Source organism: Mesorhizobium sp. B2-4-1 (assembly GCF_006442185.1).
Lineage (GTDB): Bacteria > Pseudomonadota > Alphaproteobacteria > Rhizobiales > Rhizobiaceae > Mesorhizobium.
In genome coordinates, this window is record NZ_VFVN01000004.1 from 283,864 (window position 1) to 310,553 (window position 26,690).

The 26,690-nt window shown below is 62.3% G+C and carries 31 protein-coding genes and 1 pseudogene; 16 read left to right on the forward strand and 16 right to left on the reverse strand.

Annotation, left to right across the window (positions count from 1 at the left end; genetic code table 11):
* The first annotated feature begins 20 nt into the window (after positions 1-20).
* The gene (locus tag FJ949_RS13080; protein ID WP_140496140.1) at positions 21-464 is read left to right on the forward strand and encodes a PPC domain-containing DNA-binding protein; all 444 of its coding nucleotides are present in this window, start codon (positions 21-23) and stop codon (positions 462-464) included.
* 19 nt (positions 465-483) lie between these two features.
* Here the strand turns inward: FJ949_RS13080 and FJ949_RS13085 are convergent, their stop codons facing one another.
* The gene (locus FJ949_RS13085) at positions 484-1,092 is read right to left on the reverse strand and encodes an isochorismatase family cysteine hydrolase (RefSeq protein ID WP_140496141.1); all 609 of its coding nucleotides are present in this window, start codon (positions 1,090-1,092) and stop codon (positions 484-486) included.
* Between the two features lie 256 nt (positions 1,093-1,348).
* Here FJ949_RS13085 and FJ949_RS13090 point away from each other — a divergent pair, with 256 nt between their 5' ends.
* From FJ949_RS13090 to FJ949_RS13100, 3 genes are read left to right on the forward strand one after another with little or no spacing between them, the layout of a single operon-like run.
* Entirely contained in the window at positions 1,349-1,747 is a 399-nt protein-coding gene (locus FJ949_RS13090) for a GFA family protein (RefSeq protein WP_263496447.1), read from the forward strand.
* Positions 1,699-2,754 carry an ATP-dependent DNA ligase gene (locus FJ949_RS13095; RefSeq protein ID WP_140496444.1) on the forward strand — a complete coding sequence of 352 codons (1,056 nt, stop codon included), beginning with the start codon at positions 1,699-1,701 and terminating at the stop codon, positions 2,752-2,754. Before FJ949_RS13090 ends, FJ949_RS13095 begins: the two co-directional genes overlap by 49 nt.
* A 13-nt stretch (positions 2,755-2,767) precedes the next feature.
* Positions 2,768-3,184, forward strand: a complete 417-nt coding sequence (locus tag FJ949_RS13100; RefSeq protein WP_140496143.1) for an HD domain-containing protein — start codon at positions 2,768-2,770, stop codon at positions 3,182-3,184.
* A 77-nt stretch (positions 3,185-3,261) separates the two neighbouring features.
* On the opposite strand, the gene FJ949_RS13105 is transcribed toward FJ949_RS13100, so the two are convergent.
* A complete protein-coding gene (locus FJ949_RS13105) occupies positions 3,262-3,600 on the reverse strand; it encodes a DUF427 domain-containing protein (protein ID WP_318012459.1) in 339 nt (112 codons plus the stop codon).
* A gap of 363 nt (positions 3,601-3,963) precedes the next feature.
* Here FJ949_RS13105 and FJ949_RS13110 point away from each other — a divergent pair, with 363 nt between their 5' ends.
* On the forward strand, positions 3,964-4,245 hold the full coding sequence (locus FJ949_RS13110; RefSeq protein WP_140496145.1) for a hypothetical protein: 282 nt from the start codon (positions 3,964-3,966) through the stop codon (positions 4,243-4,245).
* Positions 4,246-4,365: 120 nt separating this feature from the next.
* Here the strand turns inward: FJ949_RS13110 and FJ949_RS13115 are convergent, their stop codons facing one another.
* Positions 4,366-4,962, reverse strand: coding sequence for an NAD(P)H-dependent oxidoreductase (locus FJ949_RS13115; RefSeq protein WP_140496146.1), 597 nt, complete (start codon positions 4,960-4,962; stop codon positions 4,366-4,368).
* Between the two features lie 149 nt (positions 4,963-5,111).
* On the opposite strand from FJ949_RS13115, the gene FJ949_RS13120 reads away from it, so the two are divergent.
* The 3 genes from FJ949_RS13120 (at position 5,112) to FJ949_RS13130 (ending at position 7,642) form a co-directional block, all read left to right on the forward strand.
* A complete protein-coding gene (locus FJ949_RS13120; protein ID WP_181172114.1) occupies positions 5,112-5,825 on the forward strand; it encodes an MgtC/SapB family protein in 714 nt (237 codons plus the stop codon).
* Between the two features lie 162 nt (positions 5,826-5,987).
* Entirely contained in the window at positions 5,988-6,374 is a 387-nt protein-coding gene (locus FJ949_RS13125) for a hypothetical protein (RefSeq protein ID WP_140496147.1), read from the forward strand.
* 77 nt (positions 6,375-6,451) lie between these two features.
* Positions 6,452-7,642, forward strand: a complete 1,191-nt coding sequence (locus tag FJ949_RS13130; protein WP_140496148.1) for an NADH-quinone oxidoreductase subunit D — start codon at positions 6,452-6,454, stop codon at positions 7,640-7,642.
* A gap of 54 nt (positions 7,643-7,696) precedes the next feature.
* Here the strand turns inward: FJ949_RS13130 and FJ949_RS13135 are convergent, their stop codons facing one another.
* Positions 7,697-8,134 (reverse strand): CBS domain-containing protein, encoded by a 438-nt coding sequence (locus FJ949_RS13135; RefSeq protein WP_140496149.1) that lies wholly within the window; start codon positions 8,132-8,134, stop codon positions 7,697-7,699.
* A 121-nt stretch (positions 8,135-8,255) separates the two neighbouring features.
* Positions 8,256-8,429 (reverse strand): hypothetical protein, encoded by a 174-nt coding sequence (locus tag FJ949_RS13140; protein ID WP_140496150.1) that lies wholly within the window; start codon positions 8,427-8,429, stop codon positions 8,256-8,258.
* Positions 8,430-8,631: 202 nt separating this feature from the next.
* Here FJ949_RS13140 and FJ949_RS13145 point away from each other — a divergent pair, with 202 nt between their 5' ends.
* Positions 8,632-8,817, forward strand: coding sequence for a hypothetical protein (locus FJ949_RS13145; protein ID WP_140496151.1), 186 nt, complete (start codon positions 8,632-8,634; stop codon positions 8,815-8,817).
* Positions 8,818-8,841: 24 nt separating this feature from the next.
* Here FJ949_RS13145 and FJ949_RS13150 read toward each other — a convergent pair whose 3' ends face one another.
* A complete protein-coding gene (locus FJ949_RS13150) occupies positions 8,842-9,591 on the reverse strand; it encodes a metallophosphoesterase (protein WP_140496152.1) in 750 nt (249 codons plus the stop codon).
* Positions 9,584-10,393, reverse strand: a complete 810-nt coding sequence (locus tag FJ949_RS13155) for a nucleotidyltransferase family protein (protein ID WP_140496153.1) — start codon at positions 10,391-10,393, stop codon at positions 9,584-9,586. The genes FJ949_RS13150 and FJ949_RS13155 overlap by 8 nt, the downstream gene beginning before the upstream one ends.
* Before the next feature lie 269 nt (positions 10,394-10,662).
* Between FJ949_RS13155 and FJ949_RS13160 the strand changes: the two genes are divergently transcribed.
* A complete protein-coding gene (locus FJ949_RS13160; RefSeq protein ID WP_140496154.1) occupies positions 10,663-12,366 on the forward strand; it encodes an HAD family hydrolase in 1,704 nt (567 codons plus the stop codon).
* Between the two features lie 99 nt (positions 12,367-12,465).
* Here the strand turns inward: FJ949_RS13160 and FJ949_RS13165 are convergent, their stop codons facing one another.
* The 5 genes from FJ949_RS13165 to FJ949_RS13185 form a co-directional block, all read right to left on the reverse strand.
* A complete protein-coding gene (locus FJ949_RS13165; protein WP_140496155.1) occupies positions 12,466-12,663 on the reverse strand; it encodes a hypothetical protein in 198 nt (65 codons plus the stop codon).
* Between the two features lie 173 nt (positions 12,664-12,836).
* Positions 12,837-14,183 carry a sorbosone dehydrogenase family protein gene (locus FJ949_RS13170; RefSeq protein WP_140496156.1) on the reverse strand — a complete coding sequence of 449 codons (1,347 nt, stop codon included), beginning with the start codon at positions 14,181-14,183 and terminating at the stop codon, positions 12,837-12,839.
* Positions 14,170-14,628 carry a DUF2231 domain-containing protein gene (locus FJ949_RS13175; RefSeq protein WP_140496157.1) on the reverse strand — a complete coding sequence of 153 codons (459 nt, stop codon included), beginning with the start codon at positions 14,626-14,628 and terminating at the stop codon, positions 14,170-14,172. The genes FJ949_RS13170 and FJ949_RS13175 overlap by 14 nt, the downstream gene beginning before the upstream one ends.
* A 106-nt stretch (positions 14,629-14,734) precedes the next feature.
* A complete protein-coding gene (locus FJ949_RS13180) occupies positions 14,735-15,916 on the reverse strand; it encodes an acetate/propionate family kinase (RefSeq protein ID WP_140496158.1) in 1,182 nt (393 codons plus the stop codon).
* Positions 15,917-15,943: 27 nt separating this feature from the next.
* Complete coding sequence (locus FJ949_RS13185; protein ID WP_140496448.1) at positions 15,944-18,331, reverse strand: phosphoketolase family protein; 2,388 nt, start codon at positions 18,329-18,331, stop codon at positions 15,944-15,946.
* A 164-nt stretch (positions 18,332-18,495) separates the two neighbouring features.
* On the opposite strand from FJ949_RS13185, the pseudogene FJ949_RS13190 reads away from it, so the two are divergent.
* The 6 genes and pseudogenes from FJ949_RS13190 (at position 18,496) to FJ949_RS13215 (ending at position 23,298) form a co-directional block, all read left to right on the forward strand.
* Positions 18,496-19,082 (forward strand): annotated as a pseudogene (locus FJ949_RS13190) (alpha-ketoglutarate-dependent dioxygenase AlkB).
* A 147-nt stretch (positions 19,083-19,229) separates the two neighbouring features.
* Positions 19,230-19,670: a DUF2267 domain-containing protein gene (locus tag FJ949_RS13195; protein ID WP_140496159.1), complete on the forward strand. Its 441-nt coding sequence runs from the start codon at positions 19,230-19,232 to the stop codon at positions 19,668-19,670.
* Positions 19,671-19,719: 49 nt separating this feature from the next.
* Positions 19,720-21,489 (forward strand): thiamine pyrophosphate-dependent enzyme, encoded by a 1,770-nt coding sequence (locus FJ949_RS13200; protein WP_140496160.1) that lies wholly within the window; start codon positions 19,720-19,722, stop codon positions 21,487-21,489.
* A gap of 354 nt (positions 21,490-21,843) precedes the next feature.
* A complete protein-coding gene (locus FJ949_RS13205) occupies positions 21,844-22,308 on the forward strand; it encodes an Hsp20 family protein (RefSeq protein ID WP_140496161.1) in 465 nt (154 codons plus the stop codon).
* Positions 22,309-22,374: 66 nt separating this feature from the next.
* The gene (locus tag FJ949_RS13210; RefSeq protein ID WP_140496162.1) at positions 22,375-22,842 is read left to right on the forward strand and encodes a hypothetical protein; all 468 of its coding nucleotides are present in this window, start codon (positions 22,375-22,377) and stop codon (positions 22,840-22,842) included.
* A 153-nt stretch (positions 22,843-22,995) separates the two neighbouring features.
* Positions 22,996-23,298, forward strand: a complete 303-nt coding sequence (locus tag FJ949_RS13215) for a DUF982 domain-containing protein (RefSeq protein WP_140496450.1) — start codon at positions 22,996-22,998, stop codon at positions 23,296-23,298.
* A 141-nt stretch (positions 23,299-23,439) separates the two neighbouring features.
* Here FJ949_RS13215 and FJ949_RS13220 read toward each other — a convergent pair whose 3' ends face one another.
* From FJ949_RS13220 to FJ949_RS13235, 4 genes are read right to left on the reverse strand one after another with little or no spacing between them, the layout of a single operon-like run.
* Entirely contained in the window at positions 23,440-24,228 is a 789-nt protein-coding gene (locus tag FJ949_RS13220; RefSeq protein ID WP_140496163.1) for an SDR family oxidoreductase, read from the reverse strand.
* A gap of 54 nt (positions 24,229-24,282) precedes the next feature.
* Positions 24,283-24,618 (reverse strand): hypothetical protein, encoded by a 336-nt coding sequence (locus FJ949_RS13225; protein WP_140496164.1) that lies wholly within the window; start codon positions 24,616-24,618, stop codon positions 24,283-24,285.
* On the reverse strand, positions 24,618-25,484 hold the full coding sequence (locus tag FJ949_RS13230) for a DUF6772 family protein (RefSeq protein WP_140496452.1): 867 nt from the start codon (positions 25,482-25,484) through the stop codon (positions 24,618-24,620). The genes FJ949_RS13225 and FJ949_RS13230 overlap by 1 nt, the downstream gene beginning before the upstream one ends.
* A gap of 52 nt (positions 25,485-25,536) precedes the next feature.
* Positions 25,537-26,676: a mandelate racemase/muconate lactonizing enzyme family protein gene (locus FJ949_RS13235; protein ID WP_224646427.1), complete on the reverse strand. Its 1,140-nt coding sequence runs from the start codon at positions 26,674-26,676 to the stop codon at positions 25,537-25,539.
* Positions 26,677-26,690: the final 14 nt, after the last annotated feature.

The window sequence follows — 26,690 nt, forward strand, 5'->3', positions numbered from 1 at the left end:
TTGGCTACAGGACAACGGCAATGAAATCGAAACTGGTTTCGAAAGTCGCGGGACAGAGGACCTTCGTGTTGGTGCTCGAGCCTGGCGAAGAGGCGATTGGCGCGCTCACTGCCTTTGCCAGCGAAGAACAGATCGACGGCGCATCGCTGACCGCGCTTGGCGCGTTCGAGCGAGCAGCGGTCGGTTGGTTCGATTTCGAGGCAAAGCACTATCGCAAGATACCGGTCAACGAGCAGTGCGAGGTTCTCAGCGCGATCGGCGACATTGCCTTGGGCGATGACGGCAAGCCCAGCCTCCACTTGCATGCCGTGCTCGGACTGAGCGACGGAGCGACGCGGGGCGGACATCTGCTGGGCGGCGTGGTGCGACCGACCTTGGAGGTCACACTGGTCGAGTCTCCCGCTCATCTGCGCCGCAGGAAACACGCCGATCTCGGCATCGCCTTGATCGACCTGAGCGCCTGAACTGGACATTGCTTCGAGATCAGGTCCAGTTGGAAAGAACCGTCTCCATCTCGACCGTTTCGACCTGCTGCGCGAACCGCTGATGATAGACGGTCATCAGCGCGTCGTGTGTTGCATCCGAAGAGCTGCACAGGGCATCCGTCACCAGAACCACGCGGTAGCCGATATCGATCGCGCCAAGCACTGTCGCCAGAACGCAGACGTCGGTCTCGCCGCCGGTGATGACGAGAGTGTCGATCCGGCGGGATGAAAGCAGCGTGTGCAGATGCCCTTCGGGCCACGGTGAATAGATATGCTTGTCGACAACGATCGCCGGCGGGCAGCATGCCGCCAGCGGCGGCAGCAGTTCGATCATCTCCTCGCCGATCCTGTCGATGGTCATCGATGCCCAGCGTTCATAGTACCGCTTCCAGGTGCCGGCGCCCTGCCCCGGGCTTCGCGCTGGAAGGAAGCGAGTGAAGATCGTTTGTGAAGGATATCTTTCGGCAAGGCTGACGATCCGGGGAAGGACACGGGTGATCCAGGGTGTCGCCCACTCCGACGGCTCGGCGAACAGCCGCTGCATGTCGACACACAGATGGGCGCAATGATCGCCCAGAGGTCCATATACCAGACCCGGAACCGACATCAGCAGCAACCCGCTTTGTCGTCTTCGGCGTCGAGCCGGCACAAGGCGGCCAGGGACGGATACCTGAACGTACATGCCAGCCGGATAGGGGTTCCGTTCAAGTCGACGTCCTTGCGCTAGTCCCCAGTTTCTCGAGTGCCGACCAAACGCGAGGCAGCGAAACTCGTTCCCGTCGGGCTTTCGGAAACCACATCATCGGTGGAACGTTGACCAGCATCGAGGTTCGAGAGATCGGCCAATGGTCGCGCAGCAAGAAATGAGAGAACGAACCGGGGGATGCCTGTGCGGCAACGTCCGCTATCGCACCATCTCCAGGCCGCGCGCTCACTATTGCCACTGCGACATGTGCCGACGCTCGACCGGCAGTGCGTTCGCAGTCCCGGCGTGGGTACCATCAGCCAGCTTGGAATGGCTTTCCAACAAGCCTTTCTGCCGCAGGTCATCACCCATCGCACAAAGAAGCTTCTGCCGCGACTGCGGATCGCCCGTCGCGTTGGCCTACGATGCATCGCCGGATGAGATCGCCCTGCATGTCGGAACCTTCGACGATCCCGCCGATCTCGAGCCACGCTACAATTACGGATCCGCGCAACGGCTCGGATGGACATGCTGCGGTGTGGACCTGCCGCACCACGACGCCGAAGAGCGGTGGTAGAAGCCGTGGCCGCTGCTTTTCCGCTGCCTTTGGATACCCGCCCCATGGAGGCCAAGGCGGCCGACGCACTGCCGGGCGACGACGGTCTCTGGCAGTATGAGCCGAAGTGGGACGGATTCCGCTGCCTAGCCTTCAAAGGCACCGCAAGCGTCGATCTCAGGGCCAAGTCCGGCAAGCCGCTCGGCCGGTATTTTCCGGAAATAACGACACTGTTGCGCGATCTCGATACCCAGTCTTTCATTCTCGACGGCGAGATAGTCATCGAGGTGAATGGCGATCCCTCCTTCGAGGCCTTGCAGATGCGGCTTCACCCTGCCGAAAGCAGGATTCGCATGCTGAGCGCGAAAACCCCGGCCCATCTCGTCCTGTTCGATATTCTCGCCGATCCGGACGGCGGGATCATGCTCGACAAGAGCTTGACGGAACGACGGGCCGCGATCGAGCGCTTCGTCACGAGGTCGGGCGTTTCCTCGTTGCGGTTGTCGCCGCGCACCACCGACGTGACCACCGCCAGGCGCTGGCTGGGCGAGGCCGGCCACGGCTCCACCGATGGAGTTATCGCCAAACTGCTGACGGACCCTTATCGGCCGGGCGAGCGCACCATGATCAAGGTGAAGCGGCTGCGCACCGCGGACTGTGTCGTCGGCGGGTTCCGCTACCTGACGGGCAGCAGCCAGGTCGGATCCCTACTGCTCGGACTCTATGACGACCACGGCAAGCTCGACCATGTCGGGTTTACGTCGACGATCGGCAAGGACGACAGGGCAGAAATTACCGCGAAGCTCGAGAACCTGAGAGGCGGACCCGGCTTTACCGGCAGGGCTCCCGGCGGGCCGAGCCGCTGGAGCACCGAACGCAGCGGGGAGTGGGAGCCCGTGCGGCCGGAGCTGGTGGTCGAAGTCCGTTTCGATCATGTCACCGGCAATCGGTTTCGCCATGGAACGAAACTGCTGCGATGGCGGCCGGACAAGGCGCCCCGGCAATGCGGGTTCGAACAGATTGAATGAAGGGAGGCTGGCAATGAGCATGCTCTACCGCGCGGCCAAGATTGCCGAGGACGCGCATCGATCGCAGACCGACAAGACCGGGCAACCCTATATCGAACACTGCAGGCGCGTGGTCGACACGGTCGAAACCCTTGACCAGAAGATCGTGGCATATCTGCATGACGTCCTCGAAAAAGGGGAGGGCTGGACAAGGACGAGGCTGAAATCCGCAGGCTTTGGTCCCTCGATTGTCGCCGCGGTCGATGCACTGACGAAGAGGCCTGGCGAGAACGAAATCGCTTTCGTGCGCCGGGCTGCGTCAAATCCCCTGGCGCGGCCGGTCAAGCGTGCGGATCTGGCCGACAACCTGTGGCAAGCGCGGCGGGCCGGGATTCCCCTCGCGAAATTTGAGGAGGGCCTGCGCATTCTCGAGGAAGACCGCGCAGCGTGAAGGCGACCTGGGCCCGGTGTCATCGCACGACAACCCAATGGAATCGGTTCCCTTGGATAAATCCTGCCGCTGTCCTGCTATTCCACTATGTGAGGCGTGTGGCGCTCGTCTTCAGCGGGATCGGCGTCTATGCGAGCCTTGCCGGGATCGAAGGCGGCGTGGCGAGCAAGCACCCGGACAGGCGCCTCGGGCTCTTCATACGCCCACATGAAATCATCCGCCGATCCGCCAACGGCATGCACGCGCCAATAGCTCGCAGTGCCTTTTGGCGATATCGAGGTGGTATCGGTTTTCTCGAGCAGGTCGAAATAGATGTCCTGGAACGGGATGTAGAACACAGGATCCCTCCCCGTTTCCTGGACCTGCAGCGCATGTTCGGTGGAGGCGATGATGGCGTCGGAGAATCTGACAGTCACCGTTCCATGGAAAGGCTGAATATGGAGATTGTTTCCCGACGGTGATCGGGGCTCGGCTGAAGGGTTCATTTGAGTGTCTCTGAGATTTCCAATTGGTAAAGTTCAGGGCCGGTCTCAAAGGCAAAACGAGGTAATGCGGGATTGGTTGCGCGAATGCGGCGGCTACCCCGCGATGCTGCATCCCAGGCCCCAGGCGGAACACCAACCGATCCCGCTGAGAGGAACAACGGGCCGGGTCGGCGGTTATCCGTTAGCCTTTCCGATTCCACGATCCATCAGGATAGCCGAGTTCTGGCGGCGGAAAGAGACGCAACTAGCGACAAAGGGGCCACATGAGGCACCCGTTCATATCGGAGACATGAGATGGAACCGCGCAAGAAGCAACGATCCGAACAACGGGACGAAACTGAAGCCCCGGCAATCCAGCAGGCGGACTGGGATGCAATCAAGGGCGGCAGGGTTCTTCCAGACAAGGTGTCCGACAATGTCGACGCCGTCGTCGACGTCGAGAAGGAAGGCGACCTGCCGGAGGAGGACGATGACAACGCCTACCAGAACAGCGACGAGGCATTGCCCGATGACGAAGAGGAAGGTGCCATATCGCGCGATCTGGCCAGGCGAGCCGGGCCTTTTGACGAGCCCTGACCCCAAGGGCGCCGACACTGATCTTGCTGGCGCCCGGCAACCATCGAGTGGCCGATGGTGTCAGGGCAACGGGCACTCTGTGCCGCCACGAAAATCTCTTCACTTTCCGACGCCGCGATACTACCTTTCCTTCAGCACGCTGGCCAGATGGGCCGCATTCGAAGCCGTCATTTCGATCATCTCGACCACGGCTTCCGGCGTTCCGGGCAGGTCGACATAGTTGACGTCGCCCATAGCCTGCCCAACCCAATACACGCCGCCATTGGCAGGAATCGTGAAGCCGACGTCGTTTAGCGCCTGAAAGCACGCCGCGTGACAGGCGTGAGCGCCGTCTTCATTGCCGACGATCGCCACGATCGCGACCTTGCCGGCGGCCGGCATCCGGCCTTGTTTGTCGGTCTCCGATAGAAACGCATCCATGCGCTCCAGGATGCGCTTGGCGACACTCGACGGCTGGCCGAGCCAGATGGGCAGGCCCAGCACGAAGATGTCGGCGTCGAGGATCTTCCTGCGGAGCTGCGGCCAACCGTCTCCCTCGCCCATGTCCGACAGCACGCCGGGTTTGACGTCATGGTCGAGGGCGCGAACAATCTCGCCGCGGACCCCATGCGGCACCATTGCCGCCAGCAGATCCGCCAGCAGGCGGTCCGTGGACGATTTCTCGGCGTCGTCGGAGGCCTTCAAGGTGCAATTGAGCGCAAAGGCGGTGAGCGGCATGGAAAGATCTCCCGAGTGCGTTCTGTGCCAAACGCAGCGGGACGTCGTGGGTTGCCTGAACCCGACAAGAAGCTTCACCTTCCACCTAGGGAACCATCGAACGCTCCGCGGTGTTGGAGAACGAGCCCGTTGCGTGAGTCGTCCCCGCTATGACCATGCCGCTTCATCCAACCTTGACCGACCTAGCCCTGCGCCTGGCTCTTGCTTTTGTTGCCGGCGTGATCATCGGAATGAACAGGGAAGCCCGCGGCCACACCGCCGGGCTCAGAACAACCATCCTGGTCGGCGTGGCGGCCGCGATCGCGATGATGCAGGCCAATATCCTGCTCGAGGTGGGCGGCAAGGGCCCCGATTCGTTCAGTGTGATGGACGTGCTCCGTTTTCCGCTGGGCGTGCTGACGGGTGTCGGTTTCATTGGCGGCGGAGCCATTCTCCGCCGCGGCGATTTCGTGACGGGTGTCACCACGGCCGCCACCTTGTGGGTCATGACCGCAATCGGCCTCGCCTTCGGCGGCGGGCAACTGGCACTTGGCACAGCGGGGACGGTTTTGACGTTGATAACGCTTCAGGTGCTGAAGCAGGTCGATCTGTGGGTCCCACGAACCCATCATGCGATCCTGGCGATCTCGTCGGCGAACGGCGTTCCGCCTGACCTCGACGCGCTGGTTCAACCGCTGGGCTATCGCTGGCGCTTTCTCGGAATGCAGCACGACATCGAGCGCGGCCGGTTCGTATTTTCCTTCGAGCTGAGCTGGAAACAGCCCGACGCGGCCAAACCCTCCGTCGAGATACTGGCGCGGATCAGTCCGCGCTACGACATCGAACGGTTTGACGCGATCAGCGATAAAGGTCCCCGACCATAGGCAGGGCAGCGATGCGTCCTCGTCCCTGCCTTGGATTCGATCGGAGCCGGAACAAATCCGGACTTCGCGCTTTGAACACGCAACACTGTTCGAGGCGATGGCTTGCTGTCCCTGTCGCGCGTCATCCCGATCGACCCTCCTCGAACAAGGAAGGAAGATATCATGAATAAGGCAATCATCATCCTGGCGGCACTCACTCTGGCTTTGCCTGCCCATGCTCAGTCCCGAAACGCACCCCTTCCCCCGGACGCACCGGCACCGGAAGCCGTGCCAGGTCAGACCGGCCCCGACCAGGGCATCACCGGACAGACATTCACCAACATAGCCATCGTCGCATTGGCGGACTTGCCACCCGACCTCAAGGCCAAGGTCGAGACCGTGGTTGCCCAGACCAGCCAGGAAGACCTTCACGTCCTGCAGCGTTCGGTCAGCGCATCGCCGGAAGCTTCCTCGGTCCTGGCCGCGAATGGGCTTGACGCCTCCGAAGTGGTGGCGGCCAACATTGACGGCGACGGCACGCTGACGCTGATCATCCAGACCACGACCTGACGGCGTGGGGCAGAACCCGGTGCTTCGGCGGATGTCCCATTCCCGGTGCCAGGCGGCAACGGTCGAAGGAGGGCGTCATGGCTGACGCGACGGTCCGCAATTTCACGATAAACTTCGGGCCGCAGCACCCTGCGGCGCATGGCGTCCTGCGGCTGGTGCTCGAACTCGACGGCGAAGTCGTCGAACGCGTCGATCCGCATATCGGGCTGCTGCATCGGGGCACGGAGAAGTTGATCGAGTACAAGAACTACCTACAGGCCCTGCCCTATTTCGACAGGCTTGACTATGTGGCGCCGATGAATCAGGAGCACGCCTTCTGCCTGGCGGCGGAGAAGCTGCTCGGGATCTCGGCTCCACAGCGCGGCCAGCTCATTCGCGTGCTGTATTGCGAGATCGGCCGGCTGCTGTCCCATCTGCTCAATGTCACCACGCAGGCGATGGATATCGGCGCCCTCACGCCGCCGCTCTGGGGTTTCGCCGAACGCGAGAAACTGATGGTGTTTTATGAACGGGCATCGGGCGCCCGCATGCATGCCAACTATTTCAGGATCGGCGGCGTACATCAGGATCTTCCCCCGGACCTGTTGGACGATATCTGGGATTTCTGCGATCCGTTCCTCAAGGTCTGCGACAATCTCGAAGAACTGCTCACCGAAAACCGCATATTCAAGCAACGCAATGTCGACGTCGGTGTCATCGGTCTCGACGATGCCTGGGCTTGGGGGTTTTCGGGCGTAATGGTGCGTGGGTCGGGCGCGGCATGGGATTTGCGCAAGGCGCAGCCTTACGAATGCTACCCGCAGATGGAATTCGATATTCCCATCGGCAAGAATGGCGACTGCTATGACCGCTACCTCGTACGAATGGAGGAGATGCGCCAGTCGGTCCGGATCATGAGGCAATGTCTTGACAAGCTACGGTCGCCGCAAGGCCAAGGACCGGTCGCAATTCCCAACCGGAAGATCACGCCGCCACGCCGCGCGGAGATGAAACGCTCCATGGAAGCGACCATTCACCATTTCAAGCTTTACACGGAAGGCCATCACGTGCCCGAGGGCGAGGTCTATGCCGCCGTCGAGGCGCCGAAAGGCGAGTTCGGCGTCTATCTGGTTTCGGATGGGGGCAATGTTCCTTACCGGTGCAAGATTCGCGCGCCGTCCTTCGCACATCTGCAGGCGATGGACTATCTGTCCCGGGGGCACATGATCGCCGACGTCTCGGCGATCATCGGCTCCCTCGACATCGTCTTTGGAGAGATCGATCGCTGAACCGCCGTCGCCGCCCGCGGGACGCGGGCAGCGCTCTCGCAATGTCATCGATGGTCAGTGTGCCGTCTGCGAATGCGCGCCGCCTGCCTGTGAGATGCCGTTCAGCGCTTCGCCGGCTCGTGCTGCCTCGCCGTTTTTCGTGAGATCGCCAAGCGAGATGATGCCAACCAGCCGTTTTTCACGGCTGATCACCGGCAGCCGTCTAACCTGAAGGTCCCCCATCTGCTGGAGCACGTCTTCGATCTCCTCGTCGTCGTAACAGTACCTGATCTCGGCACTCATCACTTCGCGTATCCGCGTATCCGGGCCCCTACCCTGGGCGACGCCACGGACGGCGATGTCGCGATCAGTGATCATTCCGACCAGCCGGTCGTCCTCGCCTACGGGCAGAGCGCCGGCATCGAGGCTGGCCATGGCGGCGGCGGCCTCCCGCAGGGTCTGGTCCGGACTGGCGACCTGAACGCCTTGCGTCATGCAGTTGCCAACTTTCATGATGTTCTCCTTTGGTTGAAGCGCCCCTTGCCGTTGCTGCGATGGAAACACGATGGGGGGACAATGGCGCCGGCCCAAGACGTTCCATTGCCACGGGATCGGGATCTCATGCGTCGCACGTTCAGACGACGCGGCTCCCGGCATGCATCGGCGATTCTTCGTTCTCGTCGGGATTGGGCAGAGGCGTCTCGTCCGGGAGTTGTTCCGGATCAGGCTCCTCGATCGGTTCGGGCTTCCAGGTCGGCGCCGGCATCGGCACGTCGCGATTGGGATCTGGTTTTCCTGGGTTTGGCATCGGGATCACCTCCCTTCATTCGGGACGCAACTCCTGGCCGGCGTCATTTGTTCCATCGCCAATTCGCGGTCGCCTCCGGCCTTGCCGCCACGGATCGAGACGGCGCGCTGCCGATCGGATCCGCCGGTCGACTTCAGCCCCGTCTTTCGGAACCGGACGGTTTTCCAATCCGTTGTCTCGGCATCGATCGAGGAGAAAGACGATGGCTGGTGACGAGAGAATTTCCGGCAGCAACTTGCCCCAAGTCGCGGTCGACAGTGAACAGGTCCGGCAACTGGTGGCGACAGCCGATCTGCCGTCCAATCAGGCACGCGAGCTCGTGCGCCGTCACGGCAACGATCCGCACAAGCTCGAAGAACTGGCAAAATCTATCAAAGCGGTAAGCTGACCGTCGGGACGGCGTCCGACTCCGTCAGATTTCAAGCAAGGCATAGGGTCGGCCGGTCGGTTTGGAAACGTGCATGGCGACGTTGTAGACCCTCGCCCCGCCGGGCGTGCGGCCCTCATAGCTTCCCCGATGCGCATGGCCGTGCACGACAGCACTGACCTGGAACCGGTCGATCGTTTCCGCCAGCCGCGACGAGCCCAGAAACGGAAATATCTCCAGGGGTTCGCCGGCGATGGTCTCGACGATCGGAGCGTAGTGCAAAATGACAAGCGTGCGTTTTGCGCGAACCTGGCGCATCGCGTTCTCAAGCCGCATGGCCTCGCTGACGCTCTCGGCGACCATCGACTTGATGGCCGGCTCGCCGAAGGAGCCGAGCATGCGTGAACCGAACCCCCCGACGAACCCTTTCACGCCGACAAAACCGACCTCCTCTATTTCGGTCGTCTGCCCGTCGAGGAGATGGACGCCCGCTTGACGCAGGATTTCCGCGACGTCCTCGACCGCACCGGATTCATAATCATGGTTGCCGAGCACGCCGACCACCGGGATAGAGCAGGCGCGCAGGTCTTCGGCGAGGATCTCGGCTTCGCGGGGCTTGCCCAGATTGGTCAGATCGCCTGGAAGAACGAGGATATCGGCCTCGCGCGACATTTCGCCGAAGAGATCGCGATACGATGTCTGGGCGTCCTCCTTCACATGCAGGTCGCCAACGGCCGCCACCTTGATCGTGGCGGTGCCCTCCATCGCCGGAGCGTCTTCGGTCCGTTCAGCCATCACGAAATTCTCCTGTACCGCCGACGCCGGCGAAGCCCCATTCCTTGACGTCGATTTCGTAATCGGTCTGCGAAAGCAGGCGCCCGCGGCAGATCTTCATTCTGGGGGAAGGCAATTGGCGCTGCTTGGCAAGGCGGTCGAGCAGTTCGTCAAGCAGCCATGTGGGGATGCGGTCGCGCTCGCTCGGATAGATCCATCTGAAACTGAGAATCTGCATCAGCAGCACTTCCCAGTGGACTTCCAGGTAGGAGAGCAGCCTGTGCCAGTCGATCTGGTCCTGCGCCTTGAGGATCGTATGGGCGATGTCCGCCCCGTCATGACGCCCTCGGTCCTGGATGAAGCATTTGGACCATATGAGCTCGGTCGGGCCGACGATCCTCACCCGGCTTCCCAGCAGTTCGGTTTGGCGGGCATGCTCCATCCACTGGTCGCTTACCGGCATCGTTCCATTCGCCGAGGCGAATATGATGTCGAAGAAATGCGTGCCCTTGAAGACCTTTCCAAGCCACCGGTCGTCCTCGATTTCGACCGCGTAGCCGAGCTGCTTGAAATGGGCCAGGATGCGCGAGAAGTCGCCTGCCTTGCAGAAGATATCGAGATCCTTGGTCTGACGGATGACGCCGGTGTAGGCGCTTACCGCATAGGTTCCGGCGACAAGGAAAGGAATGTCGGTGGCGGCGAGTTCGCGAATGGCTTCGGTATAGAACACCTCCGCCTCGGCGTTCTTGAGCGTCGGGGCGGCCTTTGCGTCGATCGCGGGAAGGGATGCCGGAACAGTTCCCGGCAACGGATCGTTGATCATGGCACGCATGGCTCCCACACATCGGCAACCGATTGATCGCCCGCGTTGTTAACAGCGGGAACCCTGCCTGGTTCCGCCATGGTCGCGTTGCGGCCTGAAGGAAATCGGGCGCAACGGGCAAAATTACCCGCAGAGTCCCGGGTTTCAATATGGTTGCATGGGCCGTTTCCCTGCATGGAACCATCGCCATTCGGCATCGTTAGCCCGGACAGCCAAAGCTGCCTTCGGGCGATCGGGGTGTCTGGTTTCAAGCGCAGACGATATCCAGGATGTATGTTCTTGCCCTAGCGACAGACTATGACGGCACGCTCGCCGAAGACGGGGTCGTCTCCGATGCGACCTATGCTGCGCTCGAACGGCTGAAGCAGACGGGCCGCAAGCTGATCATGGTGACCGGCCGCGAGATTGCCGATCTTGAGCGGGTCTTTCCGGCACTCGACATCTTCGACAGGGTGGTCGCCGAAAACGGCGCGTTGATCTATACGCCCGCTTCGAAGAAGGAACGGCTTTTGGCGCCGGCGCCCCCGGCTGAATTCGTCGACCGGCTGAAGCGTCGCGGGGTCGCGCCGCTGTCGGTCGGACGCTGCGTCGTGGCCACTTGGGAACCACAGGAAGCCGCCGTGCTGTCGGAGATCAAGGAGCTTGGACTTGAGCTCGAGATCATCTTCAACAAGGGCGCGGTGATGGTGCTGCCAAGCGGGGTCAACAAGGCCACCGGCCTTGCCTGCGCACTCGAGGAATTGGGGTTTTCCGCCCACAACGTCGTCGGTGTCGGCGATGCCGAGAACGACCATGCATTCCTGCGCGCCGTCGGCTTCGGCGTCGCCGTAGCCAACGCGTTGCCGACCGTCAAGGAGACGGCGGATTTCGTCACAGCCAGCCCTCGAGGTGCCGGCGTGGTGGAACTGATCGAACAGCTCATATCGCGCGATGCCGGCTTCGTGGAGACGGCTCGCCAACATGTGGAAGTGGGAACCGACATATCGGGCGCGCAGGTGCACCTTTCACCGCATGGCGGCGGCGTGCTGCTGGCCGGCACATCCGGCATCGGCAAATCCACGCTTGCCACCGCGTTGACCGAGCGCTTTGTCGAGAAGGGTTTTCAGTTTTGCGTTCTCGACCCCGAAGGCGACTATCAGGAACTCGAGAATGTGGTGGTGGTTGGCGACGCCAAGACCCCGCCGATCTCGCGTGAGGTCTTCGATCTTCTGTCCAAGCCAACCAACAATGTCGCTGTCAACATGCTGGGGCTGAAGACCGCCGAACGGCCCGGCAATTTTGCCAAGCTGCTGCCGGACATGGCTAGCATTCGCGCGCGCACCGGCCGACCGCATTGGCTGATCATCGATGAGGCGCATCATCTTTTGCCCCAGGCCCGTGACGGCGCGTCTTTCGCGCTGCCCAAGAGCCTCCCCGCGACCATCCTGATCACCGTGCACCCCGATCTGGTTTCGCGCGACGTCCTGGCTGGCGTCGAAACCGTCCTGGCGCTTGGACCGGAAGCCGACAAGATCGTCGCAAGCTTCTGTGCCGCCACCGGCATAGACGTTCCCGACGGCGCCGTGCCGCCGCCAAAGGACGAGGTCCTGTTTTGGAACCGATCATCGGGCGAGCCGATCAGGACGGTCAAGGTCGAACGGCCCCGCCAGGTTCGCAAGCGGCACATGCGCAAATATGCCGAGGGCGACCTTGGCGACAACAGCTTCTATTTCCGGGGGCCGGACGGAGCGCTTAACCTGAAAGCGCAGAACCTGATGATGTTCCTTCACATCGCAGAAGGCATCGACGATCGCACCTGGGAACATCACCTGCGCGCCGGCGACTATTCGAAATGGTTCCGCAGCAAGATCAAGGACAAGAACCTCGCCGACGAGGTGGCGGACATAGAAACGGATACCGGCACGGACATGCAGGAGAGCCGCGCGGCCATCGCCGAGGCCATTGGCCGCCGTTACACTGCTCCCGCGGACTGACCTTGAGCCGGGGTAGACACAAGCCCATCCCGATTCCTCGGGATGGACCTTTCTCATGTCATGATACGGAGCGAGCGTCAGCGCGCCTGGCTGAAATGCCTAGCGGTTTTTGTGGCTCTGTTGGCCCGCTCTTACATGTTGTTCGTGCGAGCCGCCCCGCATGTTGGAGCCGTCGCCCTGTTGCCGCTCATTGTTGCCTGCGGCCTGTTGCTGCTGGCGGTTCTTGTTTTCCGTGTTCTTGTGGCTCTGCTGGCCCGCCTTCACATGTTGCTCGTGGCTACCACCTTGATTGGGCATGGTAATTCTCCTTTCAATCCAACTTCGAGACGACGGTCGTCTCCCCCGGAGAATGCAGATTTCGGCGCCGACGTTCCCTCACATAATATTTCGTGACATCCTGCCAAAGGGACGAAGGCGGACCGAGCTTGATGCCGACCGGCGGGAGAGCGACATGCCTGAAGCAGCGATCATCACCCCGAGGGTGTGACGCGCCACACTGTGTTTCCGACATCGTCCGCGATCAGCAGCGCTCCGGTTTTGTCGATGGCAACGCCGACCGGCCGACCACGCGCCTCCTCCTGGTCGTTGAGGAAACCTGTGACGACGTCTTGAGCCATGCCGCTGGGACGGCCACCGCTGAATGGCACGAAGACGACTTTGTAGCCATTCAGCCCGGGACGGTCCCAGCTGCCGTGCTCGCCGACAAAGGCGCCGCCTCGATATGTCTGCGGCAGGCTGGTTCCGGTGTAGAAGGCCATGCCCAGCGGTGCCACATGCGAGCTCAGCGCATAGTCGGGAACGATCGCCTTGGCGACCAGATCGGGGCGCTGCGGCATTACCCGGGGATCGACATGCTGGCCGTAATAGCTGTACGGCCAGCCGTAGAAGCCGCCATCCTTCACCGATGTCATGTAGTCTGGAACCAGATTTGGCCCAAGTTCATCGCGCTCGTTGACGACAGTCCAGAGTGCTCCGGTCTGTGGCTCGAAGCTCAAGCCATTCGGATTGCGCAATCCGGTGGCAAAAATGCGCGATCGCCCGGTGGCCCTGTCCACCTGCCAGATCGCGGCGCGGTCCTTTTCCGCGCCGATGCCGTTTTCGGTAATGTTGCTGTTCGAACCCACCCCGACATAGAGCAACGAACCGTCCGGACTGGCGACGAGGCTTTTGGTCCAATGATGATCGATCGGACCGCCCGGCAATTCCGTCAACCTGACGCCCGGCGCGGTGATCTTGGTGTCGCCTGGCTTGTAGGGGTAGCGCATGATCGCGTCGGTGTTGGCAACGTAGAGGTCGTTTCCCACCAGGGCGACGCCGAAGGGCGAATTCAGGTGATCGAGGAACACATCCCGGACGTCAGGCACGCCGTCGCCATTTCTGTCACGCAGCAAAGTGATGCGGTTGCTCGGTCCCGTATCGCCGCCCGAGGTGACAAGCGATTCGATCAGGCCCATCACGATATCCTTCGGCCGTTTGGCTGGCGGTTCCGGCGGGGCCTTCGATTCGACGACCAGCACATCGCCGTTCGGCAGGATGTAGAGCGAGCGCGGATGCTGAAGCCCGGTCGCCAGCGCATGGATCTGCAGGCCCTGCGCTACCGTCGGCGTTTCGTCCTTCTTCCAACCGACGACGGATGCAAGATGCATCGGCGGGAACAGATATTGCTTTATCTCCGGCAAATTCGGGTTGGGGCCGATCTGAGTGCTTGGGTCGGCGGCGTCGTCGCTGCAGCCCGCGGCGCCGAGCGTGGCAAAGCAAAGGAACGCAAGCCCTGTACCATAAGCGCGTCGCTTGCCGGATCGATCAAACGGTTTCATCGGCCACTCCCACGTGGTGGCGGTAGACAAGGGCCCAGCCCAGCCAGCCGGTAAATATCAGGATGAGTACCACCAGCGCCGACAGGATCAGGCCTGTCGGCAGGACCGAGGTCCAGGCATCACGGGTATGTATGAGCATGTTGAAGAAGGAGAGTATGACCGCCAGCGCATTGCCCAGCATGTGCAGCCACGCAGTTTTATGTGCGCGCACCCGGCGATCGCCCAGGAAGTCAGTGAAGCCGGCAATGGCGGCTAGGACGCCGACGATCACCCCGACCGTCAGCAGCCAGGCGGAGAAATTCGCCCACATCATCTCCGCCGTCCGCCAGTAGTTCAGGTCCGTCAGCAATGCGCCGACGAAGCAGGCGATGGGAATGGGCACGAGCATCGGATGGATGGGATGGCCGGCGATGCTGGCCGTGGAAGCCGGATTCTCCCTTGCCATGAGGAAGTCCTTCCATATCAACTCTTGGTTGGCCCATAAACAATCCCCAAGGCCGGAGGTTCCTGCCTGATGGTCCCGGCGGGTCGCCGCGGACCGAGTTCAGCGGTCAGATCGGCACGGTCGCCAGCACCTGGCGGGCGATGATCAATTCTTCGTTAGTGGCGATTGCGTAAACATCGACCGCGCTGCCCTCGCCGGTGATCCGCCCTTTTCCCGACCGGTTTGCATTCGCGTCGAGCAACACGTCCAGCCATCGCAGGCGCTCGCAAACCGCTTCACGGATCTGCCAGGAATGCTCTCCGATCCCTCCCGTGAACACCAGCGCCTCGATACCCTGGAGCGTGGCTCCCATCGCCGCGATCTCGCGGGCGATCCGAAACGTGAAGAGATCGATCGCCTCCGCCGCACGAGGATCCTTGCTGCCAAGCAAGGTCCGCACATCTGCCGACACTCCCGAAACGCCGAGCAGGCCGGACTTGTGATAGAGCAAGGTCTCCAACTCTTTCACGGACATGCCGCGCGCCTGCTGAAGGTAGAGAAGCACGCCGGGGTCGATGGCGCCCGGCCGCGTGGCCATCATCAACCCGTCAAGCGCGGTGAACCCCATGGTGGTGTCGAGACTTCTGCCTTCGCGCATGGCGCACAGGCTGCATCCGCTGCCGAGATGCGCGACCACGCAACGCTTGCCCCGGAGTCCGGGCGAAAGCGCCTGCAGCTGGCCTGCGACGAATTCGTAGGAAAGGCCGTGGAAGCCGTAACGGCGGATCCCGCTTTCCTCGAACTCGCGCGGCAGCGCATAGCGGTTGACGGGCGGCTCCAGCGTGCGGTGAAAGGCGGTGTCGAAGCACCCGATCTGGGGCACGCCCGGCAGCAGTTTGGAGATCGCGCGAACCGGCGCCAGGCCGGCTGGCTGGTGGAGCGGTGCCATCGGCGTCAGCGCATCGAGTGCCTCGATGATCTCGTCGGTCAGCACGACCGGAGCCGAAAACCGCTCGCCGCCATGGACGATGCGATGGCCGACGGCGCTCAGCGGAGCCTGCGCAAGATACGGATCGAGGACATCGAACAAGTCCCGCAGGAGAACCTCTACGGGCGGGCTTGCGGGCTTGACGGAGCGTTTGACGATGGATTTGCCCGACGCGTCCTTGGCGACGAGGCTTGGCTCGTCATCCAGGTCTTCGAACGCGCCGCTCACCGTGAGCACCGATCCCTCCTGTGATCCGGCTTCGAACAGGCCGAACTTCAGGCTGGACGAGCCCGCATTGAGGGTGAGTATTGCGCTGGTCACGAGCGGCGCTCCCCGGCGGGCGCGGCCTCAATCATCCGCAGCGCCCGCCCTGTCGCGCCAGGCCCAGTTCCGGATCTCGGGCATGTCCTCGCCATGTTCGCGAACATAGCGCGTGTGCTCGCTCAGGCCGTCGGCAAATCGGGCCCTCGCATCGGCTGCCGTGGCGCTCAGCCCCGGCACCCGGTCGATGGCCTCGATGGCAAGGTGAAAACGGTCCAGTTCGTTGAGCACCGCCATGTCGAAGGGCGTGGTCGTCGTGCCCTCCTCCTTGAAGCCGCGGACGTGGAAGTTGTCGTGATTGGCCCGTTTGTAGGTCAACCGGTGAATGAGATAGGGATAGCCGTGATAGGCGAAGACCACCGGACTGGCGGTCGTGAACAGCCTGTCGAATTCCGCGTCCGCCAGGCCGTGGGGGTGCTGCTCCTTGGGTTGCAGCGCCATCAGGTCCATTACATTGACGACGCGTATCGCGAGATCCGGTATCGCCTGGCGAAGAAGGTCGACAGCGGCCAGTGTCTCCAGCGTCGGCACGTCCCCCGCGCAGGCCATCACCAAGTCGGGATCCTCTCCTCCACGCTCGGTTCCCGCCCAATCCCAGATCCCGATGCCGGCCTCGCAATGACGTATGGCGTCGTCCATCGGCAGCCACTGGGGAGCCGGCTGCTTGCCGGCAACGATTACGTTGACCCGATTGTAGGTTCGCAGGCAGTGATCCGTGACCCAGAGCAGCGTATTGGCATCCGGCGGGAAGTAGATGCGCACGATGTCCGCCTTCTTGTTGGCGACGAGATCGACGAAGCCGGGATCCTGGTGGCTGAAACCATTGTGGTCCTGCCTCCACACATGGGAGGTCAACAGATAGTTGAGCGACGCGATCGGCCGCCGCCAGGCAAGTTCACGCGAGACCTTCAGCCATTTGGCGTGCTGGTTGAACATGGAATCGACTATGTGGATGAACGCCTCGTAGCATGAGAAGAGGCCGTGCCGGCCGGTCAGCAGGTATCCCTCCAGCCAGCCTTGGCAAAGATGTTCGCTCAGCACCTCCATGACGCGGCCGTCGCGCCCCAGATGCTCGTCATAAGGCTCGATCTTTTCCATCCAGACGCGCTCGGTCGCGTCGAACACCGCATCCAGCCTGTTGGACGATGTCTCGTCCGGCCCCATGAGCCTGAAGTTGCGGGCATCGGCATTCAGCCGTATGACCTCCTCGATGAACGCTCCCATGAGCTTCGTCGCCTCGGCCCTTGCGCCGCCGGGTTTCGGGACCGCGACCCCGAAGTGGCGGAAATCCGGCAATCGCAACTCCTGCTTGAGCATCCCTCCATTGGCATGTGGATTGCTGCCCATGCGCCGCTCGCCATCCGGTGCCAGGGCCTGTAGCTCGTTTCGAAACCTGCCCGCTTCATCGAAAAGCGTCTCGGGCCGGTAGCCGCGCATCCAACTTTCCAAAGCTGCGAGATGGCCTGCATCGTTTCGCGGGTCGGTGATCGGCACCTGATGCGCGCGCCAGAAACCCTCGACCTTCTTGCCATCCAGCTCCTTCGGGCCGGTCCAGCCCTTCGGGCTTCTCAGCACGATCATCGGCCAGCGGGGACGATGGTCCATTCTGCCGGTCTCGCGCGCTTCCTTCTGGATTTCATCGATCCGATCGAAGACCGTATCGAGCGTTTCGGCCATCAGCCGGTGCATCGCCCGGGGTTCGTCGCCTTCGACGAAAAAAGGTTCATAGCCATATCCAGCCAGCAGGCTCCGCAACTCTTGCGCCTCGATCCGGGCGAGCACCGTCGGGTTCGCGATCTTGTAGCCGTTGAGATGAAGAATCGGCAGGACAGCCCCGTCCTGGACCGGATTGAGGAATTTGTTCGAATGCCAGGAGGCTGCCAGCGCGCCCGTTTCCGCCTCGCCGTCGCCGATCACGCAGGCCACGACGAGGTCCGGGTTGTCAAACGCGGCGCCATAGGCGTGAGCCAGCGCATAGCCGAGTTCGCCGCCCTCATGGATCGACCCCGGCGTTTCCGCGGCGGCATGGCTCGGGATGCCGCCCGGAAAGGAGAATTGGCGAAAGAGCTTGCGCAACCCATCCTCGTCGCGACTGACCTCGGGATAGATTTCGCTGTAGGTCCCTTCGAGATAGGTATTGGCGACCATCCCCGGTCCACCATGGCCTGGGCCGCAAATGTAGATCACGTCGGCATCACGCTGCCTGATGATGCGATTGAGATGGACGTAGATGAAATTCAGCCCGGGCGTGGTCCCCCAGTGGCCAAGCAGGCGAGGTTTGATGTGCTCCGGCCGCAACGGCTCCTTCAGCAGCGGATTGTCGATCAGATAGATCTGTCCGACCGACAGAAAATTCGCCGCCCGCCAATAACGGTCGATGAGATCGAGCTCTCCTTGTTCAGGCCGGCTACGCATTGCCCGCACGAGTTTCTCCTTGGCAAAGCTGGTTGAAATACGATGCGTGCCGCCCGCATTGAATAATCCGACAGCGAAGTCGAGGTTCCCATCAAATGCGAGCCGCCCCACGCAGCCGGCCGGGGAAATCTTGCCTCAGCCGCGGATTTCACCATCTAAAGGCGATGCCATCGCCCGGATCCAGCAATCCCACGGACCCTCGCCAGGACGACCTCTTTGGTGCGCCCGACAGCTTGCCGGAAGGATTTCGTTACCGGCCCGAACTGATCACGCCGGCGCAGGAAGCTGAACTGGTGCGGGAGCTCGAGAGCCTGCCCTTCCAGCCATTCTCGCCAATAGGCGCGTGGCAGGCTTCGGCCTGCGCTACGACTATGAGCGGCGCCAGGTGATGGAGGCGCCGCCCATACCAGGTTTCTTGCTGCCCTTGAGGGACAAGGTAGCCGGCTTTGCCGGCCTGCCTGCCACCGATTTCGTGCAGGTCCTGATCAACGAATATCGACCGGGCGCCGGCATCGGATGGCATCGCGACAAGCCGCACTTCGGCATTGTCGCCGGAGTGTCGCTGTTGGCTGCGTGCAGTTTCCGCCTGCGCCGCAGGAACGGTGCGAAATGGGACCGCGAAACCGTCACGGTCGAGCCGAGATCCGCATATCTGATGGCGGGCGCCTCGCGGACCGAGTGGGAGCACAGCATACCGCCGGTGAAAGAGCATCGCTATTCGATCACGTTGCGGACGCTCCGGCCGTTGTGATTGTCGGACAGCGACTGCGACAGCCGGTGCAGCGTCTCGCGTAAACTGCCGAAGCGAAGAAATTTCGGCCGGGCATGAAACTTTCCCTGCCACCGATGGTTTTGCCGACGGGTTTTGCGGGTGAGCGATTCGATTGAGGAGGCGGCGATGAGCGCTACCGGACTCGAGATTTTCGACAAGACCACCCAAACCACCAATGTCTGGCTGGACGAGATCATGGCCGACCACGGACAGGATCGCCAGTTCGCTTGGCACCTGCTCGGCGTCGTCTTGCGCACCGTCAGGGACCGGCTTCCGGTCGACATGGCTTCGCATCTTGGAGCGCAGTTGCCGCTGCTCGTGCGCGGCACCTACTATGAGCAGTTCGAGCCGTCACGCATGCCGCAAAAGAGCCGTTCCCTGGAAGAGTTTCTCGGCCCCGTTGAGCAGGGCATGGACGATACGCGTCCCGTCGACCCGAAAGCTGCGGTTCAATCGGTCTTCAAAGTCCTCTTTCATCATATCGACCCCGGCCAGATCAGAAAGGTCCGCGCCTCGCTGCCTGCGGACGTACGGCAGCTCTGTCCCGATCCCGATACGAAACACTGAACCTCCTCTCGGTTCGAGAGGCCGGCGTGCTCAATAAAGGAAATCCGCCATGCCCAATGCCGCCGAAATCCTCGTCGACACGCTGATCAACTGGAAAGTGGAGGTCGTCTTCGGCCTGCCGGGCGACGGCATAAACGGCATCATGGAGGCGTTGCGCACCCGTCAGGACCGCATCCGGTTCGTCCAGGTCAGGCACGAGGAATCTGCCGCCTTCATGGCCTGCGCCTATGCCAAATGGACCGGCAGGTTGGGCGTCTGCCTGGCCACCTCGGGACCGGGGGGCACACACCTCCTTACCGGCCTCTATGACGCCAAGCTCGACCAGGCTCCCGTGCTTGCCATCACCGGCATGCAGTTCCACGACCTTATCGAGACTTTTACGCAGCAGGACGTCGACCTGACCCGCGCCTTCAACGACGTCGCGATCTTCAACGCGCAGGTCTCCGATGCCGCCCACATGGAAAACCTGGCGGGTCTCGCCTGCCGCTCGGCTCTTGCCCGGCGCGGCGTCGCCCATCTGTCGATTGCCAGCGATGTACAGGAAAACGAGTTGCCCGAGGCGGACCGCTCGAAGCGAAACCGGCCCTCCCACACCCCCGATCGATGGTTCGAAGGCAGCCGGCTTCCGGCTGCCGACCAGCTCGACCAGGCGGTTGAGATTCTCAATGCGGCGAAAAAAGTCGCTATCCTGGCCGGGCGCGGCGCACTCGGCGCACGCGAAGAACTCGAACGCGCGTCGGACCTGCTGGCGGCGCCCGTCGCCAAGGCGCTGCTCGGCAAAGCCGTGCTCCCTGATGACCATCCGAATACGACTGGCGGCATCGGCATTCTCGGCACCCGCGCCTCGCAGGATGCGCTGAGCGAATGCGACGCCCTGCTGATTGTCGGATCGACGTTCCCCTACATCGAATACTATCCCGAACCCGGCAAGGCGCGCGGCGTCCAGATCGACCGTGACGCGCAGAGGATCGGCCTGCGCTACCCCGTCGAGGCAGGGCTCGTAGGCGATGCCGCCGACACCTTGCGTCTTCTCAACGAACGCCTCGAGCGCAAGAGCGACCGCTCCTTCCTGGAAAAGGCGCGGCAGGAAATGACCCGCTGGCGCGATGCAATGGCATTATCCGAAGCCAAGCCGGATGTGCCGCTGAAGCCGCAACTCGTGGTCAAGGCATTCGGCAGGCGTATGCCTGAGAACGCGATCCTGGCAGCCGATTCAGGACAGAATACCGAGATGGCTGCCAGGCACATCGACATGAAGGCCGGACAGGCATTCGGGGTTTCTGGAGCGCTCGCCTCTATGGCCTGCGGCCTTCCCTATGCGATTGCCGCCGGCATTGCCTTTCCGGGGCGGCCTATCTTCGCAGTGGTTGGCGATGGTGGGCTTGCCATGCAACTCGGCGAATTCTCGACCGCGGTACGGCACGGCATTCCCCTCAAGGTCCTCGTGCTCAAGAACGGCATGCTGAACCAGATCGCCTGGGAGCAGATGATGTTCCTTGGCAATCCGCAATTCGGCTGCGAGCTGCAGCCCATCGATTTCGCCATGGCCGCCGAGGCCATGGGCGGCATCGGCTACAGCGTCTCGCGGCCGGAAGAGGTCGAGGGCGTGCTTGAGGCGGCCTTCGCCACGCAGGGACCGGTGATCATCGAGGCCGTCGTGGACGCCTATGAGCCAATGATGCCGCCCAGGATGCCGCCGGATTATGCGAGGAATTTCCGCAAGGCGCTGCCGGACACGCCTGGACACGACCAGATCGAGGACAATGTCGGCGAGGAGCCGCTGAAGTCCATGATGAACGAAGTTTCCGAGGAAGCGTAGGCACAGCCGATCTCGCCCCACGTCCGCGACGGATGGCGACGTGCGCGGCGACACTGCATAGGGATACTTCTGCCGAGTCCGTGGGATCGGTATCGGCGCCCCGACCATCGCGGAAGTCTCGGGCCATAGACCGCTTCGGGGCAGATCCTGCTGTTGCAAGAGTGAAAGGGTCGTGCGGCAAAACTACCGCAAGCCACTGTTCTTGCATGGCAACTTAGCATCAAAAAATTTTTGGGACCCCTCTTGAAGAGATTTCTGGCCGTTCCCAGATCGTTTCGCGTCGAGGCTTCGGCTCAATGAAAAAGGCGTCGCGACACCTGCGGCGTCCCATGTTGCTTTTCGGAGGATATGGATATGAGAAGCGTGGATTTTGCACCCCTTTACCGCACGACGGTCGGCTTCGACCGTCTTTTCGACATGCTCGACAGCAGCATTCGCTCGGACTGGCCTCCCTACAACATTGAAAAGAAGAATGAGAACAATTACCGCATCACCATGGCGGTAGCAGGCTACGACCTAGACGAGCTCGAACTCGTGCAGAACGGCGCCGAACTGTGCGTTACCGGACGCAAGAAGCCCGATCCAGAGCAGCGGCAAGTTCTCCACCAAGGCCTTGCGATAGGTAATTTCAGACAGGCCTTCAGGCTGGCCGACCACGTAAGGGTGAAGGCTGCGACGCTGAACTGCGGTTTGCTCGCCATCGAGCTCGTGCGTGAGGTGCCCGAAGAACTCAAGCCGCGTCGCATCGAGATTGGCGTCCGCGACCCTGAAAATACAACGAAGTCGATAAGCCAGGATGTGTCGCGCAAGGCGGCATAGAATGTCGCAACAACCTGCGGTCCGCCTCCCGGCAACGCCGGGAAGCCAAGATTGCGGAGAACGGAGATGACAAGCGAAGCTGATATCTTTCTTCAAGCCGGCACAAGAAAACCGACCCGCATCGACGTCTCGCCGGTGCCGAAAAACCCCGGCGACGTTCTCAACTGCTCAACCATGAGCCTTGAGGCGAAGCGTGCCTTGCTTGCCTCATGGGCCTCGGACGCGCATGCGGTTGACGACGCTCCGTCGCTGCGCAGGCTGGATGACGGCTCGGTCATGAATGTGGATGAGATCCTTCGCGCGCTGAAGGCACTGGATGAGCGCGAGCAAGGGCATCCGCCGCACAGGGCGGCGTCTCGGTCCCAGCGGCGTTCTTTCGGCCGCTTCCGTCGAGGGAGTTGGTCCCGCTGGATCGCGGGCACCCGAGGTGAAGACGATGATGACGATCCACCTCCGAGCCCGGTCTGCGCGGCGATCCCGCCGAGGGCAGGCGGTGGCGGGGCATTTTCCCTGCCGGAACCTGAAGCAGCCTAGAGCAATCCCGGGAAAAGCGCATACCGCTTTTTCCCTGGAGATTACGTAGAAACAAACAGTTAGAGCAGTTCGGCGTCTCGTGAAACGATGAACTGCCCCAATGAAGGGGTTGGGGCCAACCCCTCAAAAGCATCCAGCCAATGGAGGAAGTTCATGAATGACAAAATGTTCGAGCAGCCTGTTCTGGTGAAGAACGGGGATTTCATGATCGAGGAAGTAGCGTGCCTCGAAGATGCATTCGAGTTTCTGCAGAATTGGCCCCGGAACCGCAGAGGCCCGATTTTCGAAACCGCCCTGCGCGCGTGTCAACGCGCCTATGACGGCCATGTCCCAGCCTCGCTGGCACGCGATGCTTTTGCCGGCTTTGCGCGCTCGGCCAGGATCCTTGAAGACGTCTCGACCTCCATACCCTGGATGGCGGGGATCAAGACGGGCAGAGGCGGCATTTCCGCCTGAGGAGAACGTTCGCCGAACCTTCGGTTTCAAGTATGTCAGGTTCCGAGCAAAGTCATGGAGAGCGCCTAATTCCGTAGGTCGTGCCGCCGGCAGGGCGCGGTGACCGGTGCTAACGCCGGTCACCATGCTTGGCGGTGCCGGTCAGCGGAACATCGAGCCGCCATCAACGTCGAGCGCCGCGCCATAGACGAAGCTCGCGGCGTCCGAGCAAAGAAATAGGATCGCGGCGGCCATGTCGTCGGGCCGGCCCATGCGGCGCATCGGCAAATTGGCCGCGATGCGGTCCTTGAGAGCCTGGTCGATATGGGAATGCATCGGCGAATCGGTCGGCCCCGGATTGAGGGCGTTGATGCGCACCTTCTTTCCCGCCAATTCGCGCGCAACCGACTTCACCAGCGACAGCGTGCCGGCCTTGGACGCCGCATAGGCGGTGTCGGCGATGAGCCCGCCGCCGCCATGCACACCGGCGTCGGAGGCCACGCACACGATATTCCCCCCGCCGGCATTGCCTTGCATGCGCTGCACCGCCCCCTGGACGGTGAAGAAGGTGCCCAGCAGATTGACGCCGAGGACGCGCTGCCAGTGCGCCCAATCCTGCTCCGCGATTCTCTTGGCAGTGATGATCGCCGCGCAGGTCACGACGTTGTCGAGCCGCGCCAGCCTGGCGTCGCAATAGTCGAACATGCGCGCGATGCTGTCGGGGTCGCCCATGTCGGCCACCACCTTGTGCGGTGGGGTCCCGGCCCTTCCGCTCAATTCGTCATGGCGCTTCGCCAACCCCTCGGTATCGCGGTCGCACATCACGACCTCGGCGCCCTTGGAAAGAAAGGCACGGGCGGTCTCGAAACCCATGCCGCTCGCGGCACCGGTCACCAGCACGGTCTTGCCGGCAAAACTGTCCTGGGCAAACGTCGCATAAGGGTCGATCATGATGTCTCCGTGAACAGTAAGGGTTGGCCGGCGGCAACGTTTGGCGAGGCGTGTTCAGGCCTTCAGGTGCAGCGTCACGAGCACGCTGCACTCCGCGCCGCTGTCGAAACGCGCCGCGACGCGCAGCCAGTTGCCAAAATGGCTAAGCCGCGCCATTGCCATGCCGTCGCGCTCGGCCGGCATGACAAACTCGGTGCCTTCGCGCAGCCAGTGCATTCCATCCGGCGAGATCTCGATCCACGCCGTTGCCGCAGGGCCGACAGGTTGCTTCAACGCGCGCACGAAGAAGATCGCCTCGCGCGCCCATCCTGCCTCGTAAGGCTCGCTGGCGGCCTCGCCGCGCCAGCGCTCGTTGCGCGAGACGACCGCGGTGATGTTCTCGGGCAGCATCAGAAGTCTCCGGAAATGCAGATGGAATCGACATAGAGGAAGGCCCGTTTGGCAACGTCGGTTTCAGCGAAGAGGCCGAAATTGAGCATGCACCACAGATTCTTCATCGCCGGAATGCGGATCGAATCGAATCCCGAGAGATCGAAGCTGCGATCGTTGCAGCGCAGCCCGAGCGCCGTCATCGATTCCAGATCGAAATCGAAGCACAGATAAGTCCAGTTCACCTTGGTGGGGATCTCGTTGTAGCACAGGCGCTGCGATCCGCCGGGAAGGTCGAGCCATCCCTCCGGCGACAGGTGATAGTGGCTGATCGTCTTGTCGTCGCTGCCGATCGGGATGATCTTCTCGGTCTCGCGCTTGTATTGCCATTTTTGCAAGTGCTCGCCGTCGAGCGCGTTCAAAAAGCGCAGATGCGGCATGACCCGATCGCTGTTGCCATCCTGGTCTCCGCCCTGCAGGTCGAACAGGAAGCCGACGGAGCGCACATCGGTTTCGGACAGCTTCAGCGCATTGGCTTCGGGCTTGAAGGTGAAATACATTTCGAAGCGGATCGGTCCGCGCTTCCTGAATGTGTGGCGTTTGATGGCGACGTTGCGGGCTCCCGGCACGGGACGTGTCGCAACCTTCAACGCATAGGATGAATCCATTCCCCCATGTGAGCCGGCGTCCCAGTGCGCGAGCGTCGACAGCATCGCGCTGGTATGCTGTGCGTAGCCCGGCAGCATGGTGTCCAGATCGTCCTCATAGTTACCGACAAGCTGCGACCAGCCGCAATGGCCGCGCGCGAAGTCGTCGAACGACAATATCCGCGGCAGCGGGTCGAAGCGGCTGAGCGCGGGATCCGCGCGCAACAACGCCAGCCGCATCGCCTCGGCGAGGTCAGCGCCCTGGTTTGGAACCTGGTTCTTCATCTCGGCCTCATCCGGCTTTCAGTTTCTTGACGGCGCCCCAGTCGATCTCGATACCGAGCCCCGGTTTCTGCGGGACGTCCAGCGTGCCGTTCTTCTGCCTGACGCAACCGGGCGCGAGATCGGCCAGGCTGGCCTTGAACGGGCTCGCGTCGCACTCGCACTCCATGACGCCAAAGTTCGGCATCGCGGCTGACAGATGGACGCTTGCGGTCTCGCAGACGATGCCCGACATGCCGATATGCGGCGCGTAGCGGACATCATGCGCCGCGGCGTAGTCGGCCATGCGACGCGTCTCGGAGATGCCGCCCGCGCGCGCCACGTCGGGCTGCAGCACGGACAACGTCCGGTTGGCGATCAGGCGCTGCGCCTGGTCCAACGTGAAATTGCTCTCGCCCGCGGCCAGCGGCACGTCGCAGCGCCGGCGCAGTTCCTCGTAGCCCTGCTCGTTTTCCGGTTGCAGCGGCTCCTCGAACCAGAAATAGCCGTTTGCCGAAAGCGCACGACCTACCTCGACCGCCTCGTCCAGATTGTAGGCCCAGTTCGCATCGACGCAGAGCCCGATCGCATCGCCGGCGCGCTTGCGGATGCGCTCGATCCGTTTGCAGGCTTCGCGCACGGGCCGCGCCATCTTAACCTTGATGCGCGTAAAGCCCTCGCCGAGATAACGATCGAGTTCAGCGTCGGCGGCATCGTCGTCGACCCAGTTGACCGCGGCGGCATAGACGTCGATGCGGTCGCGTCCGACACCGCCGAGAAGCTTCGCGATCGGCTGTCCGGTCGCCTTGCCCAATATATCCCATAGCGCGATGTCCACGCCGGCGATGGCCTCGATCAGCACGCCGCCCGCCCTGCCCGAAAGCGCGCGGCGCATGGACTGCCATAGGGCGCCGATGTTGCGCGCGTCCTGGCCGAGCAGGCGCGGCTTGAGCGAGCTTTCGATCAGCTCGACATAAGCCTTGGGCGAGAACCGCGCCAGGGTTTCGCCTACGCCGACAATGCCCTCGCTCGTGCGCACTTCGACCAGGACCAGCGAGACCTTTTCATAGACGCCCCAGGACGTGACCGTGGGCCGGGGCAATGTCTGGCTGAGGGGATGGGCAATCACCTCGGCAATCTTCAGCGGCCCCGCCGCGATTGGATCGCTCACGTGCATCGGCTCCA

Excerpts from the sequence above, each read along its gene's own strand:
- FJ949_RS13080 (WP_140496140.1), top strand. The coding sequence starts at position 21 with ATGAAATCGAAACTGGTTTCGAAAGTCGCGGGACAGAGGACCTTCGTG.
- FJ949_RS13085 (WP_140496141.1), bottom strand. The coding sequence starts at position 1,092 with ATGTCGGTTCCGGGTCTGGTATATGGACCTCTGGGCGATCATTGCGCC.
- FJ949_RS13090 (WP_263496447.1), top strand. The coding sequence starts at position 1,349 with ATGAGAGAACGAACCGGGGGATGCCTGTGCGGCAACGTCCGCTATCGC.
- FJ949_RS13095 (WP_140496444.1), top strand. The coding sequence starts at position 1,699 with ATGCTGCGGTGTGGACCTGCCGCACCACGACGCCGAAGAGCGGTGGTA.
- FJ949_RS13100 (WP_140496143.1), top strand. The coding sequence starts at position 2,768 with ATGAGCATGCTCTACCGCGCGGCCAAGATTGCCGAGGACGCGCATCGA.
- FJ949_RS13110 (WP_140496145.1), top strand. The coding sequence starts at position 3,964 with ATGGAACCGCGCAAGAAGCAACGATCCGAACAACGGGACGAAACTGAA.
- FJ949_RS13115 (WP_140496146.1), bottom strand. The coding sequence starts at position 4,962 with ATGCCGCTCACCGCCTTTGCGCTCAATTGCACCTTGAAGGCCTCCGAC.
- FJ949_RS13120 (WP_181172114.1), top strand. The coding sequence starts at position 5,112 with ATGACCATGCCGCTTCATCCAACCTTGACCGACCTAGCCCTGCGCCTG.
- FJ949_RS13125 (WP_140496147.1), top strand. The coding sequence starts at position 5,988 with ATGAATAAGGCAATCATCATCCTGGCGGCACTCACTCTGGCTTTGCCT.
- FJ949_RS13130 (WP_140496148.1), top strand. The coding sequence starts at position 6,452 with ATGGCTGACGCGACGGTCCGCAATTTCACGATAAACTTCGGGCCGCAG.
- FJ949_RS13135 (WP_140496149.1), bottom strand. The coding sequence starts at position 8,134 with ATGAAAGTTGGCAACTGCATGACGCAAGGCGTTCAGGTCGCCAGTCCG.
- FJ949_RS13140 (WP_140496150.1), bottom strand. The coding sequence starts at position 8,429 with ATGCCAAACCCAGGAAAACCAGATCCCAATCGCGACGTGCCGATGCCG.
- FJ949_RS13145 (WP_140496151.1), top strand. The coding sequence starts at position 8,632 with ATGGCTGGTGACGAGAGAATTTCCGGCAGCAACTTGCCCCAAGTCGCG.
- FJ949_RS13150 (WP_140496152.1), bottom strand. The coding sequence starts at position 9,591 with ATGGCTGAACGGACCGAAGACGCTCCGGCGATGGAGGGCACCGCCACG.
- FJ949_RS13155 (WP_140496153.1), bottom strand. The coding sequence starts at position 10,393 with ATGATCAACGATCCGTTGCCGGGAACTGTTCCGGCATCCCTTCCCGCG.
- FJ949_RS13160 (WP_140496154.1), top strand. The coding sequence starts at position 10,663 with ATGTATGTTCTTGCCCTAGCGACAGACTATGACGGCACGCTCGCCGAA.
- FJ949_RS13165 (WP_140496155.1), bottom strand. The coding sequence starts at position 12,663 with ATGCCCAATCAAGGTGGTAGCCACGAGCAACATGTGAAGGCGGGCCAG.
- FJ949_RS13170 (WP_140496156.1), bottom strand. The coding sequence starts at position 14,183 with ATGAAACCGTTTGATCGATCCGGCAAGCGACGCGCTTATGGTACAGGG.
- FJ949_RS13175 (WP_140496157.1), bottom strand. The coding sequence starts at position 14,628 with ATGGCAAGGGAGAATCCGGCTTCCACGGCCAGCATCGCCGGCCATCCC.
- FJ949_RS13185 (WP_140496448.1), bottom strand. The coding sequence starts at position 18,331 with ATGCGTAGCCGGCCTGAACAAGGAGAGCTCGATCTCATCGACCGTTAT.
- FJ949_RS13195 (WP_140496159.1), top strand. The coding sequence starts at position 19,230 with ATGAGCGCTACCGGACTCGAGATTTTCGACAAGACCACCCAAACCACC.
- FJ949_RS13200 (WP_140496160.1), top strand. The coding sequence starts at position 19,720 with ATGCCCAATGCCGCCGAAATCCTCGTCGACACGCTGATCAACTGGAAA.
- FJ949_RS13205 (WP_140496161.1), top strand. The coding sequence starts at position 21,844 with ATGAGAAGCGTGGATTTTGCACCCCTTTACCGCACGACGGTCGGCTTC.
- FJ949_RS13210 (WP_140496162.1), top strand. The coding sequence starts at position 22,375 with ATGACAAGCGAAGCTGATATCTTTCTTCAAGCCGGCACAAGAAAACCG.
- FJ949_RS13215 (WP_140496450.1), top strand. The coding sequence starts at position 22,996 with ATGAATGACAAAATGTTCGAGCAGCCTGTTCTGGTGAAGAACGGGGAT.
- FJ949_RS13220 (WP_140496163.1), bottom strand. The coding sequence starts at position 24,228 with ATGATCGACCCTTATGCGACGTTTGCCCAGGACAGTTTTGCCGGCAAG.
- FJ949_RS13225 (WP_140496164.1), bottom strand. The coding sequence starts at position 24,618 with ATGCTGCCCGAGAACATCACCGCGGTCGTCTCGCGCAACGAGCGCTGG.
- FJ949_RS13230 (WP_140496452.1), bottom strand. The coding sequence starts at position 25,484 with ATGCGGCTGGCGTTGTTGCGCGCGGATCCCGCGCTCAGCCGCTTCGAC.